Origin of the sequence: Streptomyces sp. NPDC100445 (assembly GCF_044759735.1) — a bacterium.
Classification (GTDB): Bacteria; Actinomycetota; Actinomycetes; order Streptomycetales; family Streptomycetaceae; genus Streptomyces.
Genome location: NZ_JBIVZV010000002.1, coordinates 237,178 through 253,223 on the forward strand (window position 1 = coordinate 237,178; position 16,046 = coordinate 253,223).

At 73.2% G+C, this 16,046-nt stretch carries 10 protein-coding genes; 7 read left to right on the plus strand and 3 right to left on the minus strand.

The genetic code is table 11. The annotated features are described in order from the left end of the window. Positions 1-4: 4 nt before the first annotated feature. The gene (locus tag ACIQVT_RS06440; RefSeq protein ID WP_403748467.1) at positions 5-895 is read left to right on the plus strand and encodes a helix-turn-helix transcriptional regulator; all 891 of its coding nucleotides are present in this window, start codon (positions 5-7) and stop codon (positions 893-895) included. Between the two features lie 49 nt (positions 896-944). Further along, the gene (dusB, locus tag ACIQVT_RS06445; RefSeq protein WP_403748470.1) at positions 945-2,075 is read left to right on the plus strand and encodes a tRNA dihydrouridine synthase DusB; all 1,131 of its coding nucleotides are present in this window, start codon (positions 945-947) and stop codon (positions 2,073-2,075) included. Here the strand turns inward: dusB and ACIQVT_RS06450 are convergent, their stop codons facing one another. The 3 genes from ACIQVT_RS06450 to ACIQVT_RS06460 all read right to left on the minus strand — a co-directional run bounded on the left by ACIQVT_RS06450 (position 2,076) and on the right by ACIQVT_RS06460 (position 8,186). Then, positions 2,076-3,839 (minus strand): CDP-alcohol phosphatidyltransferase, encoded by a 1,764-nt coding sequence (locus tag ACIQVT_RS06450; RefSeq protein ID WP_403748472.1) that lies wholly within the window; start codon positions 3,837-3,839, stop codon positions 2,076-2,078. It abuts the gene before it with no gap. 979 nt (positions 3,840-4,818) lie between these two features. Next, positions 4,819-6,756 (minus strand): glycogen debranching N-terminal domain-containing protein, encoded by a 1,938-nt coding sequence (locus ACIQVT_RS06455; RefSeq protein ID WP_403748475.1) that lies wholly within the window; start codon positions 6,754-6,756, stop codon positions 4,819-4,821. Then, a complete protein-coding gene (locus ACIQVT_RS06460) occupies positions 6,753-8,186 on the minus strand; it encodes an MGH1-like glycoside hydrolase domain-containing protein (protein WP_403748479.1) in 1,434 nt (477 codons plus the stop codon). Before ACIQVT_RS06460 ends, ACIQVT_RS06455 begins: the two co-directional genes overlap by 4 nt. Positions 8,187-8,306: 120 nt before the next feature. Here ACIQVT_RS06460 and ACIQVT_RS06465 point away from each other — a divergent pair, with 120 nt between their 5' ends. The 5 genes from ACIQVT_RS06465 (at position 8,307) to ACIQVT_RS06485 (ending at position 16,035) form a co-directional block, all read left to right on the plus strand. After that, complete coding sequence (locus ACIQVT_RS06465) at positions 8,307-9,527, plus strand: ROK family protein (protein ID WP_403748482.1); 1,221 nt, start codon at positions 8,307-8,309, stop codon at positions 9,525-9,527. Positions 9,528-10,037: 510 nt separating this feature from the next. Then, on the plus strand, positions 10,038-12,758 hold the full coding sequence (gene ppdK, locus ACIQVT_RS06470; protein ID WP_403748487.1) for a pyruvate, phosphate dikinase: 2,721 nt from the start codon (positions 10,038-10,040) through the stop codon (positions 12,756-12,758). Positions 12,759-13,062: 304 nt separating this feature from the next. Next, positions 13,063-14,310: an ABC transporter substrate-binding protein gene (locus ACIQVT_RS06475; RefSeq protein WP_403749711.1), complete on the plus strand. Its 1,248-nt coding sequence runs from the start codon at positions 13,063-13,065 to the stop codon at positions 14,308-14,310. Next, positions 14,307-15,209, plus strand: a complete 903-nt coding sequence (locus ACIQVT_RS06480; RefSeq protein WP_403748490.1) for a carbohydrate ABC transporter permease — start codon at positions 14,307-14,309, stop codon at positions 15,207-15,209. The genes ACIQVT_RS06475 and ACIQVT_RS06480 overlap by 4 nt, the downstream gene beginning before the upstream one ends. Next, positions 15,202-16,035, plus strand: a complete 834-nt coding sequence (locus ACIQVT_RS06485; protein WP_403748493.1) for a carbohydrate ABC transporter permease — start codon at positions 15,202-15,204, stop codon at positions 16,033-16,035. Before ACIQVT_RS06480 ends, ACIQVT_RS06485 begins: the two co-directional genes overlap by 8 nt. Positions 16,036-16,046: the final 11 nt, after the last annotated feature.

Sequence of the window (16,046 nt, forward strand, 5' to 3'; positions counted from 1 at the left end):
TGCCATGACCACCGAGGCACCGGCGCACCCGGGGGAGCCCGGGCCGCGGAACGCACACGTCCGGCGCCGGGAACTGGCCGCCTTCCTGCGCAGCCGGCGCGAACGCGTCACCCCGGAACAGGTCGGCCTGGTGCGCGGCCCGCGCCGGCGCACGCCGGGACTGCGCCGGGAGGAGGTCGCCCAGCTCTCCGCGGTCGGCGTCACCTGGTACACGTGGATCGAACAGGGGCGCGCCGCGCAGGTCTCCGCGCAGGTCCTGGACGCGGTCGCCCGCGCCCTGCTGCTGGACCCCGCCGAGCGCGCCCACCTCTTCGCCCTCGCCGGCACCGCCGACCCGCGCGTCGACGCCGGGTCCCCGGTCGCCCCACCCACCGCGCTGAAGATCGTCCAGCGGCTCGCGCCCTACCCGGCCAGCCTCCAGAACGCCCGCTACGACATCCTCGCCGCCAACCGCCCCTTCGCCCAGCTCTTCGGCGACCCGGCCGAACTGCCGCCCGCCGAACGGAACTGCGTGTGGCTGCTCACCGTCAGCGAGCGCTGGAGGCGGGACTTCCTCGACCGGGACGAGATGCTGCGCGACATGATCGCCAAGTACCGGGCGGCCATGGCCGAGCACGTCGCCGAACCCGCCTGGAACGCACAGCTGCACCGGCTGCTGGCGGCCTCCGCGGAGTTCCGCGCACTGTGGGAACGGCACGAGGTCGCGCCGATGTCCCCGCACGTCAAGCGGTACCGGCACCCGCGGGTCGGCCTGCTCCGGCTGGAGCACCGCAACATGTGGCTGGCCCCGCGGGCACCGGCCCACCGCGTCGTCGCCTACCTGCCCGCCGACGAGGAGAGCGAGGAGCGCCTCGAACGGCTCGCGGAACTCGCGGACGGACGACCCGCGCGGTGAGGGACAATGGACGCCCGCCCTGTGCCCCCGTCCGTCCCGGAGCCACGCCATGACCCACCCGCTCGCCATCGGCCCGCACGCCGTGGTACCGCCCGTCGTGCTCGCCCCCATGGCGGGAATCACCAACGCGCCCTTCCGCACACTGTGCCGGGAGTTCAGCGGCGGCAAGGGCCTGTTCGTCAGCGAGATGATCACGACCCGGGCGCTCGTCGAGCGCAACGAGAAGACGATGCAGCTGATCAGGTTCGACGCGAGCGAGCGGCCGCGCTCCCTCCAGCTGTACGGCGTCGACCCGGCGACCGTCGGCAAGGCCGTCCGCATGATCGCGGAGGAGGACCTCGCCGACCACATCGACCTGAACTTCGGCTGCCCCGTCCCGAAGGTCACCCGCAAGGGCGGCGGCTCCGCCCTGCCCTACAAGCGGAACCTGCTGCGGGCCATCCTGCGCGAGGCCGTCACCGGTGCCGGGGACCTGCCGGTCACCATGAAGATGCGCAAGGGCATCGACGACGACCACATCACCTACCTCGACGCCGGACGCATCGCCGTCGAGGAGGGGGTCACGGCGATCGCCCTGCACGGCCGCACCGCCGCCCAGCACTACGGCGGCACCGCCGACTGGGACGCCATCGCCCGCCTGAAGGAGCACGTCCCGGAGATCCCCGTGCTCGGCAACGGCGACATCTGGTCCGCCGGGGACGCCCTGCGCATGGTGCGCGAGACCGGCTGCGACGGGGTGGTCGTGGGCCGGGGCTGCCTCGGGCGGCCGTGGCTGTTCGCGGACCTGGTGGCGGCGTTCGAGGGACGCGACGACTACCGCCGGCCGGCCCTGCGCGAGGTGGCCGACGTCATGGTCCGCCACGCCACCCTGCTCGGGGAGTGGCTCGGCGACGAGGCACGCGGGGTCATCGACTTCCGCAAGCACGTCGCCTGGTACCTGAAGGGGTTCGCGGTCGGCTCCGAGATGCGCAAGCGGCTCGCGGTGACGTCCACGCTGGCGGACCTGCGGGCCGGCCTGGACGAGCTGGACCTCGGCCAGGGCTGGCCGGCCGGCGCGGACGGCCCGCGCGGCCGTACGTCCGGCAACAACCGGGTGGTGCTGCCGGACGGCTGGCTGACGGACCCCTACGACTGCGCGGGCGTGAGCGAGGACGCGGAATCCGACACGTCCGGCGGCTGATCAGCCCTTCTTCGGGTGCGGCGTGGAGCCGTACGCCTTGAGGAAGCGGTCCCGGAACGAGCTCATCCGCCACACCGGGGCGTCGTGCGCGGGCCGCAGCCCGTCGGTCCAGCCCCAGTCGGCGACCTTGTCCAGCACCTTCGGGTCCTTGGCGACGATCGAGACCGGCACGTCCCGGCTGGCGTGGTTGCCGCTGACCCGGGCGATGGGCTGGTGGTCACCGAGGAACACCAGCACGGTGTTCTTGGTGCCGTAGCGCTCCAGCCACTGGGTGAGCGCGGTCACCGAGTACTGGACCGACTTGCCGTACTCCTCGCGGGAGCGGGTGGTGTCGGCGATGACGTCCGCCGGGTCGTTGCCCGCCGCCTCGATGCCCTTGAAGACCGAGCCGTCGCCCAGCCGGTCCCAGTCGACCATCTTAGGGATCGGCGCCCACGGCTGGTGGCTGGAGGTCAGGATGAGCAGCGACATCCGGGACCTGCCGCCGGCCGGGCGCTTGCTGTGCACCCGCTCCTGGTACTGCTGGAGCGCGTACTGGTCCGGCATGGTCGACCAGCTGAACTTCGGGCCCCGGTAGCCGAGCTGGAAGGCGTTGTAGACCTTGTGGAGGCCGTACCACTTCTGTTCCGGCCACCCCTTCTGCACGCCCGGCATGACGCCGACCGTGTCGAACGCGCCGGTCTTCTCGAACGCGTCCGTCAGGCTGAGGTGGTCGCTGGCCATGACGGTGCGGTAGCGCTGCTGGTTGCTGATCCACAGGCCCGACATGGTGGTGGAGTGGCCCAGCCAGCTGCTGCCGCCGTACGTCGCCGAGGTCAGCCACCCGCTCTTGGCGTGGAAGCCGGCCTTGTCGAGGGCCTTGGTGCGAGTGTCGAGGACCCGGTCGACACCCGGGGCGATGATCGGGTCCTCGACGGCGCTGCGGCCGTAGCTCTCGATGAACGTGAAGATCATGTCCTTGCCGCGCAGGTCCGGGACCAGCTGGCTGCCGGGGGTGTTCCCGAACGCGTCGACGCGGGCCACCTTCCGGAACTCCGCCTCGTCGCGCAGCGTGGCCGAGATGCGGCGGGCCTGCGCCTTCAGCGCGGTCGCGGTGCGGTCGGCGGCCAGCGGCACGCCGGCGACCTGGAGGCCGAGCGAGGAACAGGTGATCCAGACGACCCCGGCGACCAGCGTGCCGCGGGTCGCGGCGCCGGTGTGCCGGGCGAGCAGGCCGCTCAGCCGGACCAGGGCCAGCGCCGGCAGCACCAGCAGCAGTACGACGGCGACGACCACCCCGGCCACGGCGGCCAGGGTCGTCGTACGGCCGAGGGAGTCCTCCAGGTACGACACGGCGTCGCCGAACAGTTCCCAGTCGAGGATCACGTTGAAACCGCGGCCGAGGTACTCGTCGAACCCCATGTCCAGGATGTTCAGCACGGTCATCGCCCCGAGCGCGACCCCGGACACCGCCGCCAGCGCCACCCGGGGCCGGCGCGGCAGCGCGAGCAGCACGGCCGCCCCGACGACCGCCTCGGCGGGCAGCCGCAGGAACGCGGCGGGGCCCAGCCCCGTCACCCTGCCGGGCATCAGCAGCGCGGCGACGACGAGGGCGGCGGCCAGCACCGTGACGGTGACGGACAGCGCCCGGGCGGCGGCCGGATGCTCCGCCCCCCACCGCCGCCGCCACGCCGACCAGGCGGTCCAGGGACGGCGGAAGGAACGCGGGGCGCCGGCGGTCACCGCGTCGGCACCCGCCTCCTCGGCTGACTGGAGCGTGCTCATGCCCACCGTTACGGCGCCCCACCACCCCCTGTTCACACCTCCGGGCAAACACCTGGTCAACACCCCGGCAAGACCTACGAGCCGCGCGCCGAGGCCACGTCCCCCCGCCTGCCCCCCTCGACCCGAAGGCGCCCCGCACCCCGGCGCCTGCCCCCCGACCCCGCCCACCCGGCCGTCCCCCGGACTCCGGGTCCCGCTCACCCGGCCCGGCCACCGGGCCCCGGTCCCGTTCACCAGTCGTCCGCCGAGCTTCATGGGCCTGCCGTCCACCGGGCTTCCGGCGCCTGTGTCCACCGGACCGGCGCCCGCCGGCCATCGGGCCCCCGGCGGCTGCCGTCCCCGGTCCCCGGTCCCGTTCACCCGTCGTCCAGCGGTCCCGGTGCCCGCCGCCCGCCGAGCTCTTGGAGCCTGCCGTCCGCCGGCCCCGGGCCCGCTCATCCGCCGTTCAGCGGCCCCGGCGCCCGCCGCCCGCGGAGCCTGCCGTCCGCCGGGCCTCCGGTGCCTGTCGTCCACCGAGCCTGGTGCCCTCTATTCACCGGACCCCGGTCCCGCTCACCGGTCGTCCGTCGAGCGCCCGGGGCCTGCCGCCCACCGAACCCCCGGGGCCTGTCGTCCACACCGGACCTCGGTCCCGCTCATCCGCCGTCCGGCGGCCCCGGTGCCCGCCGTCCGCCGAGCCCTCGCTTCCCGCCGTCCGCCGAGCCCCCGGGGCCTGCCGCCCACCGAACCCCAGCGCGGCTCACCCGTCGTCCACCGTCCCTCGCGTCCACCGCGCCCGCCGTCCCGATCCCGGTCCCGCTCACCCGACGTTCACCGGCCCCGGTGCCCGCCGCTCGCCGAGCCCCCGGCGCCCCCGTCCACCAGCCCCGGTGCTCGCCCCCACCGGGCCCCCGGTGCCCGTCCGTCCACCAGGCCCCCGGTGCTCGCCGTACCCCGTCCCCCGGCTCCCGGGGTCGTTCCGCTCACCCGCCGGGAGGCGTTACGCGCCGCCGACCGCTGTCAGGAGGGCCAGGGGGGTCGCGGCCGAGCGGGCCTCGCGTACGCAGGCGTGGGGGTAGGGCACCGGCTCGCGGTGGGTGTCGCGGCCGTACCCGGCCCAGACCTCCGGCAGCCGGTGCCCGGTCGTCGCCGCCGCGTCGACCAGCGCGTGCGCGACCGCGCGGGCCTCGTCGTGCAGTCCGTACCGAGCCAGCCCGAGCGTGATCAGCGCGTTGTCGTGCGGCCAGACCGAGCCGCGGTGGTAGGACAGCGGGTGGTACGCCGGCTGGCCGGAGGCGACCGTGCGCACGCCCCAGCCGGAGAAGAAGTCGGGTTCCAGCAGCCGCCGGCCGACGACCTCCCCGTACTCCTTGTCGAGCAGCCCCGACCACAGCAGGTGCCCGGCGTCGGACGCCAGCGCGTCGACGCGGCGGCCCTGCCCGTCCAGCGCGAGCGCCGGGAAGGAGTGCTCGCGCATCCAGAAGTCGCGCTGGAACCGGTCCCGGAGGTCGGCGGCCGCCTGCTCCAGCAGCGCGGCGTACGTCTCGTCGGCCCACACCCCGCGCGCCAGCCCCGCCGTGCGGCGCAGCGCGTCGTACGCGTAGCCCTGGGCGCCCGCCGCCATCACCGCGCCGCTGGGCCGGGTGCCGTCGGCGCAGCAGATGGCGCCGGGGGAGTCCTTCCAGTTCTGGTTGGCGAGGCCGCCCTCGTCGGCGCGGTAGACGAGGTAGCCGCGCGAGGTGAGCCCGCCGTGGTCGAGCATCCAGCCGACGGCGGCCCGCGCGTGCGGTTCCAGCCGCCGGGCCAGGGCCGTGTCGGCGGTCCGCTCGACGTACGCGCCGAGCAGGATCAGGAACAGCGGGGTGGCGTCGACCGAGCCGTAGTAGCGGCGGTACGGCACCTGCCCGAAGTGGGCCAGTTCGCCGTGCCGTACCTCGTGCACGATCTTGCCGGGCTGGGCGACCGGGGAGATGCCGCCGCCGGTCGCCTGGGTGGCGGCGAGGGCGAGGAGGGTGGCGGCGGCCGGCCGGGGCCGGTAGGGCAGGGCGAAGAGGGAGGCGAGGAGCGCGTCCCGGGCGATCAGGGTGAGGAACCAGGGGGCGCCGGCCGCCGGGACCCGCAGCTCCTCGCCGTCGGGTCCGCGCGCCGGGACCTGGAGCGCCGCGAGGTCGGCCAGGCCCCGGGCGCAGGCCGCCGCCAGCTCCGGCCAGCCGGCCGGGAAGGCGACCCCTTCCATGAACTCGCCCTCCGCCTCGGCCACCTGGGCGTGCACGGCGGCCGGGTCGCGGGGGACGCGCAGGGCGCGTTTCTCGCCGTGCGGCCGGGCGATCACCCGCAGCACCAGCTCCGTCGTGCCGTGGGGTGCGAGGTCGAGGGCCCACACCAGGCGGCGGGCGCCGGTGCCGGTCTCCTCCACGGCGTCGGGCGGCGGGTCGGCGGTGATCGTCGTGCTGGACCGCCACTCGGCGCGCCGGTAGGTGAACTCGATGCCGTCGTCGAGGATCTCGCGGGACCGTACGGCGCCGGCCTTGACGTAGGTGCGGTGGTCGGAGCGGAGTTCGAACTGGTCGGCGAAGTCGGCGTCGACGGTGAGTGCGAGCCGTACGGTGGTGGGCGCCGGGCGGTTGCTGGTCACCCGCACCGAGTCCACCAGCGAGCTGTCGCCGACGGCCTGTTCGCGGAAGAGGGTGTGGGCCGGCGGTTCCTGCCGGCCGCCGCGCGGGACCAGCACGCAGCGGGCCGCGTCCCCGTCCGTGACCGGCGCGAGCACCTCGGGCACCGCGCCGTCCACGGTGAGCTGCCAGCGGCTGAGGTGCCGGGCGTCCCGGACGAACAGCCCGTCCGGCACGCACCCGCCCCGCACACCACCGATGTCACCCCGGTCACCCACGGCGGCGAACGTCGCCCCGTGCACGAGCAGGTGATGCCGTTCCGTCATCTCCGGTCCCCTCCCTTGTCACTCCTGTCGAACGCGCCGGTGCCCGTCGGGGACACGCCCGCTCGCGGGTGGTCCGTGGCCAGCAGGTCGAGCGCGAGCGCGGCGGTCCAGGCGAAGCCGGTCGCGCCGCGCGCCGCGCCGGTGAACGGGTCGACGTACTCGGCGAAACCGGATGCGTCGGCCAGCCGCACCACGGCCGCGCGCAGGGCGTCGGCCGCGGCCGTCTCGCCGTGCGCGCGCAGCCCGCGCTCCACCAGCCAGCTCGTGTTGAACCAGGCCGGGCCGCGCCAGTACCGGTGCGGGTCGAAGGCCGCGCCGAGGAGGTCGTAGCTCGGCACCAGCCGGGTGCGGTCGCCGAGGGAGAAGTGCGGCCCGCGCAGGGTGCGCACCAGCGCGGCGGCGACGTCCCGCGGCAGGTCCGGCAGCAGCAGCGGGACCAGCCCGGAGACCCCGCGCTCGGGGAGCAGGCCACCGCCCCGCAGGTCCCGGCAGAGGAACATGCCGGTCCGCGCGTCCCACAGCCGCTCCACCAGCGCCGCCGTCAGCCGTTCGGCGCGGGCCCGCCGGGCGGTGCCGGGCACGCCCAGTTCCCCGGCGATCCGGGCGAGGGCGTACTCGGAGGCGATGAGCAGCGCGTTGAACGACGGGTCCTCGACGGCGAACTCCCCTTCCTCGCGCGTGTATCCGCGGTCCCGGTAGGCGGCGGCCAGCCGCACGTACCGCCCGTAGTCCAGGTCCGTCGGCCGGTCGCCGGGCGCGCCGTGGTCGAGGTCGGCGCGGCGGAAGGCGCGGGCCGGGGCGGGCGCGATGCGGGCCAGCGGGGCGTCCCAGCAGGGGCTGTTGTCCATGCCCTGCTCCCAGGGGTGGACGACGGACACCAGGCCGCCGCCGCCGAGGTCCCGCCGGTTCAGGAGGTACCGGTGCCAGGCGGCCAGCCGCGGGTGGACCCGGGCCAGGAAGCCGCGGGCCCGGGACAGGGCGGGATCGGCGCGGTGCACCAGCCAGGCCGCCAACGCGTGCACGGGTGGCTGCACGATCCCGGACGTCTGTACGGTGCGCGGGGCGCCCGCGCCGCGCCCGGCGGTGGCGGACCGCCAGAAGTCGGGGCTCGGGAAGTACGCGTCGAGCGGTACGGAGGGGTTGAACACGATGTGCGGGACGCGCCCGTCGGCCCACTGGGCCGCCAGCAGCGTCTCCAGCTCGGTCTGGGCGCGCAGCGGGGAGACGTGGCGCAGCCCGATGGCGATGAACGCGGAGTCCCAGGACCACTGGTGCGGGTACAGGGCGCGGGACGGGACCGTGGAGGCGCCCGTCCAGTTGGCGTCGAGCACCTGGGCCGCCCTGACGTGCGTGGACGTCGGGGCGGCCGACGGATCGTATGCGATCTCGCCGGGTGCGGGACGGGCTGTGAGCTGGGCAGTGCGATCCACTCGGGGCTCCCCGAAGACGTCCGGCCGGCCGGGTTTGGCTGTGGCTACCGCAGGGTTACGTCTATTTAACACGCAAAACCCAATATGTAAGGGAAGCTTGATGAACACAAGGGGGTGCGCATGACCGGGCGGCCGGGACGGACGGGCAGGGGCGCGGGACAGGCCAGCTCCGGCGATCTGCTCGAACTGGTGCGCAGCGGAAGGGCCGTGACACGGGGTGCGCTCCAGCGGGTGACCGGATTGTCCCGGGCCACCGTCGGCCACCGCCTGGATCGGCTGTTCCGGGCCGGGTGGCTGCGCGAGGGCGCCGGGGGCCCGGTCGACTCGCCGCTCGGCGGACGCCCCGCCGTCACGCTGGAGTTCGACGATTCCCACGCGGTCGTCCTCGCCGCCGACCTCGACACCCGGCACGCCCGCGCGGCCGTCCTCACCCTGGCCGGCGACCTCCTCGCCGAGCACTCCGGCGCGCTCGCCGTCGACGACGGGCCGGAGGCCGTCCTCGGTGAACTGGGGCGCTGGTTCGCCCGGTTGCTGGCCGAGGCCGGGTACCGGGCCGGGGAGGTCTGCGGCATCGGGCTCGGCGTGCCGGGGCCGGTGGACAGCGAGACCGGCCGGGTGGTGCAGCCCCCGATCATGCCCGGCTGGGACGGCTACGACATACGGGGCCGCCTGTCCCGGGCCTTCACCGAGCACACCGGGGCCCGCGCGGTCCCGGTCCTGGTCGACAACGACGCCAACCTGATGGCCTACGGCGAACAGCGCGCCGGTCACCCCGACTGCACGGCGTTCGTCCTGGTGAAGGTGTCCACCGGTATCGGCGCCGGGGTCGTCGTGCGCGGCTCGGTCTACCGGGGGGTGGACGGCGGCGCCGGGGACATCGGGCACATACGGGTGGGCACCGAGGCGCTGTGCCGGTGCGGCTCGTACGGCTGTCTCGCCGCCGTCGCGAGCGGCGGCGCCGTGGCCCGCCGGCTGGCCGCGTCCGGGGTGCCGGCCGCCTCCGGCTCCGATGTGCGGGCCCTGCTGGCGGCCGGCCACCCGGAGGCCGCCGCGCTGGCCCGGGAGGCCGGGCGGCGGGTCGGGGACGTGCTGGCGACGGTGGTCACGCTGCTGAACCCGGGAGTCCTGATGATCGCGGGCGACCTGGCCGGGACGCCGTTCGTCACCGGTGTGCGCGAGCTGCTCTACCAGCGGGCGCTGCCCCGCTCCACGGCCCGCCTGGAGGTGGTCACGTCCCGGCTCGGGGAGCGGGCCGGGCTGCTGGGTGCCGGGGCGTTGGTGGTGGAGCACCTGTACGCGCCGGAGCGGGTGGAGGAGCGCCTCTCGGCGATGGGCGTGTGATCCCGGTGGTCGGGGTGGTCGGGGTGGTCCCATGGTCCCGGTGGTGCGCCGGTGACCTGGGTGATGGCACTGCGCGTCACGTGGGTCGTCACGTGGGTGTTTCCGGTGGTGACGTCCGTCCGGGACCGGGTCCGCATGGTGGAACGGCCCACTCTGTGGCAGCGTGATTCTCGCCACCCCTGATAAGGGTCGCGCTCACATGAGCGGATCATGCGCGACTGCACTTCTCCAAGGGGTGGCACTGGGTGCCACCCCTTGATTGTTCATCGATCGAACTCAGTCGTGCCGGGAGTCGCTCACATGAGCGAGATAGTCCGCATCGGGAGGTCTCCTGTCTTCAAGAAGTGAAAACACGAACCCCGATCGGCTTGCCAAGCCTTGACTTTCGATCCGCTGGCAGACAGGTGGTTACAGGCGTATGACCCGCAAGTGGACGTACCCAGGGGCCTTCGATCTGGGTATGTTCCTCGCCGTCAGGGCAGCCACCGTGGCCTCAAGGAGTCGAGACCCGTGTCGGAAAACAAAGATCCCCACGTAGCGAAGTTCGTTTACGACTTCACCGAGGGCAACAAGGACCTCAAGGACCTCCTCGGTGGCAAGGGCGCCAACCTCGCCGAGATGACCAACCTCGGTCTCCCGGTCCCGCCCGGCTTCACCATCACCACGGAGGCCTGCAAGGTCTACCTGGACAGCGGTGAGGAGCCCGCGGCACTCCGTGACGAGGTGAGTGCCCACCTCGACGCCCTCGAGCGGAAGATGGGCAAGACGCTCGGCCAGCCCGACAACCCGCTGCTGGTGTCCGTCCGCTCCGGCGCCAAGTTCTCCATGCCCGGCATGATGGACACCGTCCTGAACATCGGCCTGTCCGACAAGTCGGTGAAGGGCCTGGCCGAACAGGCCGGCGACGACCGCTTCGCCTGGGACTCCTACCGCCGCCTGATCCAGATGTTCGGCAAGACCGTCCTCGGCGTCGACGGCGACCTCTTCGAGGAGGCCCTGGAGAAGGCCAAGCACGCCAAGAAGGTCACGGTCGACACCGACCTGGAGGCCGCCGACCTGAAGAAGCTGGTCACGACCTTCAAGAAGATCGTCAAGGCGGAGGCCGGCCGGGACTTCCCGCAGGACCCGCGCGAGCAGATGGACCTCGCCATCAAGGCGGTCTTCGACTCCTGGAACGGCGACCGCGCCAAGCTGTACCGCCGCCAGGAGCGCATCCCGCACGACCTCGGCACCGCCGTCAACGTCTGCTCCATGGTCTTCGGCAACCTGGGCCCGGACTCCGGCACCGGCGTCGCCTTCACCCGCGACCCCGCCTCCGGCCACCAGGGCGTCTACGGCGACTACCTCCAGAACGCCCAGGGCGAGGACGTCGTCGCGGGCATCCGCAACACCGTCCCGCTGGCGGAGTTGGAGCGGATCGACAAGAAGTCGTACGACCAGCTCATGCAGATCATGGAGACCCTGGAGAACCACTACAAGGATCTCTGCGACATCGAGTTCACCATCGAGCGCGGCCAGCTGTGGATGCTCCAGACCCGCGTCGGCAAGCGCACCGCCGGCGCCGCCTTCCGCATCGCCACCCAGCTCGTGGACCAGGGCCTGATCGACGAGACCGAGGCGCTCCAGCGCGTCACCGGCGCCCAACTGGCCCAGCTGATGTTCCCGCGCTTCGACGAGTCCGCCAAGGTGGAGAAGGTCGGCCGGGGCATCGCCGCCTCGCCGGGCGCCGCCGTCGGCAAGGCCGTCTTCGACTCCTACACCGCCGTGAAGTGGTCCCGCTCCGGCGAGAAGGTCATCCTGGTCCGCCGCGAGACCAACCCCGACGACCTCGACGGCATGATCGCCGCCGAGGGCATCCTGACCTCGCGCGGCGGCAAGACCTCCCACGCGGCCGTCGTCGCCCGCGGCATGGGCAAGACCTGTGTCTGCGGCGCCGAGGAGCTGGAGGTCGACACCAAGCGCCGCCGCATGACGGTCCCCGGCGGCCACGTGGTGGAGGAGGGCGACCTGATCTCCATCGACGGCTCGTCCGGCAAGGTGTACCTCGGGGAGGTCCCCGTGGTGCCCTCCCCGGTGGTGGAGTACTTCGAGGGCCGGATGCACCCCGGCGCCGACGACGCGGACGAGCTGGTCGAGGCGGTCCACCGCATGATGGCCTTCGCCGACCGCAAGCGCCGCCTGCGCGTGCGCGCCAACGCCGACAACGCCGAGGACGCGCTGCGCGCCCGCCGCTTCGGCGCCCAGGGCATCGGCCTGTGCCGCACGGAGCACATGTTCCTCGGCGACCGCCGCGAGCTGGTCGAGCGTCTCATCCTCGCGGACACCGAGGAGGAGCGCGAGGAGTCCCTCAAGGCCCTCCTGCCGCTCCAGAAGAAGGACTTCGTGGAGCTGTTCGAGGCGATGGACGGGCTGCCCGTCACCGTCCGCCTCCTCGACCCCCCGCTGCACGAGTTCCTGCCCGACATCACCGAGCTGTCGGTCCGCGTCGCCCTGGCCGAGTCCCGCCAGGAGCCCCACGAGAACGACCTGCGCCTGCTCCAGGCCGTCCACCGCCTGCACGAGCAGAACCCGATGCTGGGCCTGCGCGGCGTCCGCCTCGGTCTGGCCATCCCCGGCCTGTTCACCATGCAGGTCCGCGCCATCGCCGAGGCCGCGGCGGAACGCAAGGCCGCCAAGGGCGACCCGCGCGCGGAGATCATGATCCCGCTCGTCGGCACCGTCCAGGAGCTGGAGATCGTCCGCGAGGAGGCCGACCAGGTCATCGCCGAGGTCCAGGCGGCGACCGGTACGACGCTCAGGCTGGCGATCGGCACGATGATCGAGCTGCCGCGCGCCGCGCTCACCGCCGGCCAGATCGCGGAGGCCGCCGAGTTCTTCAGCTTCGGCACCAACGACCTGACCCAGACGGTGTGGGGCTTCAGCCGCGACGACGTGGAGGCCTCCTTCTTCACGGCCTACCTGGAGAAGGGCATCTTCGGTGTCTCCCCGTTCGAGACGATCGACAAGGACGGCGTCGGCTCCCTGGTGAAGTCGGCGGCGGAGGCCGGCCGGCGCACCCGCCCCGACCTGAAGCTGGGTGTCTGCGGCGAGCACGGCGGTGACCCCGAGTCGGTGCACTTCTTCCACGAGGTCGGCCTGGACTACGTCTCCTGCTCCCCGTTCCGCATCCCGGTCGCCCGCCTGGAGGCCGGCCGCGCGGCCACCCAGTCGACCGGCAGCGACCACCGCTAGGGCCTCTCGTTCGGATCATGCCGGGCTCGCGGGGTCTGGCCCGATCAGAACGAAAGACCCTAGGGCCCACGGGCCCGTACGACCCCGGAGCCGTCACCGGTCCCCGACCCTCATCCGATCGGTGACGGCTCCGGCACACGAAAGAGAGGCGGCGGCACCCCTGTGCGGGGGGTGCCGCCGCCTCACGCGTGGCGGGTGGCGGTGCGCCCCGGCCGTGACACGTGCCTGCAACACCCCTTTCGTAATCGTCGTGGATGGTTGATCGTTGGGCCGTGCATCGATGACGGACGTCTGGGGGCACAGGATGACGATCAGCCGCAGGACCCTGCTCGCCGCGGGTGCGGGCGCCGGACTGCTGACGGCGTGCGGGAGCAACACCGGGCGTGGCGGCGGGGGTTCGGGACCGTCGCTGTCGCAGTGGTACCACCAGTACGGGGAGCAGGGCACCGAACAGGCGGTGCGGCGCTACGCCCGCGCGTACTCCGGGGCGCACGTCGAGGTGCAGTGGCGGCCGGGGAACTACGACCAGCAGACCGCCGCCGCGCTGCTCACCGGTTCCGGACCCGACGTCTTCGAGGTCAACGGGCCGACGCTGGACCAGATCCGGGGCGGGCAGGTCGTCGACCTCACCGATCTGCTGGCGGGCGTCAGGCACGACTTCGCGCCGGCCGCGCTCGCGCCGAAGACGTACGACGGCAGGATCTGGGCCGTACCCCAGGTCATCGACACCCAGTTGCTGTACTACCGCAAGAGCCTGCTGAAGGACGCCGGTGTGGAGCCGCCCACCACCCTGGACGCCCTGGTCGAGGCGGCGCACGCGCTCACCGACCGCAGGACCAAGGGATTGTTCCTCGGCAACGACGGGGGAGCGGGCGTGCTCGGCGGGACCCCGCTGTACGCGGCGGGACTCAGCCTCGTCACCGAGGACGGCAGGCCCGGGTTCGACGACCCCGCCGCCGCCCGCACCCTCGGCAAGCTGCACCGGCTGTACGCCGACAAATCGCTGCTGCTGGGCGCGCCCAGCGACTGGTCCGACCCGTCCGCCTTCGTGCAGGGGCTGACCGCGATGCAGTGGTCCGGGCTGTGGGCACTGCCGCAGGTGCGGAAGGAACTCGGGGACGACTTCGGGGTGCTGCCGTTCCCCGCCGACGGGCCCGGCGGCCGGCCCGCCGTACCCGTCGGCGCGTACGGGTCCGCGGTCAGCGCCCGCAGCCGGCACCGGGAGGCCGCCAAGGAGTACGTGAAGTGGCTGTGGGTGCGACGGACCGACTACCAGCGGGACTTCGCGCTGTCGTACGGCTTCCACATCCCGGCCCGGATCTCCCTCGCGAAGAAGGCGGACCGGCTGAGGTCGGGGGCCGCCGCCGACGTCGTCCGGTTCACCACCGAGCACGGCTACGCCCAGCCGCTGCTGTGGACCCCGGTGGCCCAGACCGCCTACCAGGACGCGCTCAGCCGGATCATCAGGAACGGGGCCGACCCCGCGCGGGAGCTGAGGCCGGTCGTCGGGAAGGTGTCGGCCGAACTCGACCGGGTGAGGAAGAAGGGGTGAGGCGGCGGCGGGCGCTGTGGTTCTGGGTGTTCGTGGGGCCCTTCGCCCTCGGGCTCGCCCTGTTCACGTACGTGCCGCTGCTGTGGAGCGTGGCGCTCAGCTTCTTCGACGCGCACAACACCGTCACGCCCACGCACTTCACCGGGCTGGACAACTACACGGCGATGCTCGGGGACCACGCCTTCCTCGACAGCCTGCGCACCTTCCTGGTCTTCACCGCCTTCATCGTGCCCGTCACCTACGGGTGCGCCCTGTCCCTGGCCCTGATGGTCAACCGGGTCCGGCGGGCCCGGGCGTTCTTCCGCTCCGTGTTCTTCCTGCCGGCCGCGTGCAGCTACGTGGTGGCCGCGCTGGTGTGGAAGATGTCCGTCTTCAGCGGGGTGCGGTTCGGGCTGGCCAACACCGTGCTGGGCTGGTTCGGCGCCGACCCCGTCGCCTGGCTGGCCTCGTCCGACCCGCCCTGGTACTGGCTGGTCATCGTGACCGTACGGCTGTGGCTCCAGGCCGGGTTCTACATGATCCTCTTCCTGGCCGGGCTCCAGCGGATCGACCCGGTGCTCTACGAGGCGGCGGCCGTGGACGGGGCCCGGCCCGGCTGGACCGTGCTGCGGCACATCACCCTGCCCCAGCTGCGGGCCACCTCGGTCGCGGTGGTGCTGCTCCTCGTCGTCAACGCCTTCCAGGCCTTCGACGAGTTCTACAACCTGCTGTCGGACGCGCGGGGTTACCCGCCCTACGCCCGGCCGCCCCTGGTCTACCTGTACTACACCGCGCTCGGGCAGGGGCAGAACCTGGGGCTCGGCAGCGCGGGCGCGGTGATCCTGGCGCTGGTCGTCCTCGTCGTCACGATGGGGCAGGCGCGCTGGCTGGGACTGGGAAGGACGGAAGCCGATGGATGACGCCCTGGTGCGGGCCGGCCGGGCGCTGCGGCTGGTGCTGCTGACCGTGCTCGCCCTGCTCTTCCTGATCCCCTTCTACCTGCTGGTGCGCAACGGCCTGTCCGCCGAGCGGGACATCACCTCCCCGGACTGGACGTTCTTCCCGCGCCACGTGCGGTGGGGGAACGTCGGCGAGCTGTTCGCCGACCCGTCCGTGCCGTTCGCCCGGTCCCTGCTCAACTCCGCGCTGATCGCGGTCGCCACCACCCTGGGCACCCTCCTCCTGGCCTCCCTCGCCGGGTACGGCCTGGCCCGCATCCCCTACCGGCACGCGAACAAGGTGTTCCACGCCGTCCTGGGCACCCTGCTGGTCCCGGCGGCCGTCACGTTCGTCCCCAGCTTCGTGCTGGTGTCGTCGCTGGGCTGGATATCCACGCTGCGCGGGCTGATCGTCCCGACGCTGTTCCCGGCGTTCGCCTGCTTCGTCTTCCGGCAGTACTTCCTCGGGTTCCCCCGTGAGCTGGAGGACGCGGCGCAGGTGGACGGGCTCGGGTACTGGCGGACGTACTGGCTGGTCGTCGTGCCGAACGCCCGGCCGGTGTTCGCGGCCGTCGGGACGATCGTGTTCCTCGGCGCCTGGAACTCCTTCCTGTGGCCGCTGGTGATCGGGCAGGACCAGGACGCCTGGACGGTGCAGGTCGCCCTGTCCACGTTCACCACCGCGCAGGTCGTGCGGCTGCACGAGCTGTTCGTCGCGGCCGCCGTCTCGGTGCTGCCGCTGCTGGTGGTGTTCCTGTGCTTCCAGCGGTGGATCGTGGCCGGGGTGGAGCGGTCCGGGATCGACTGAGCCGCGGCCCG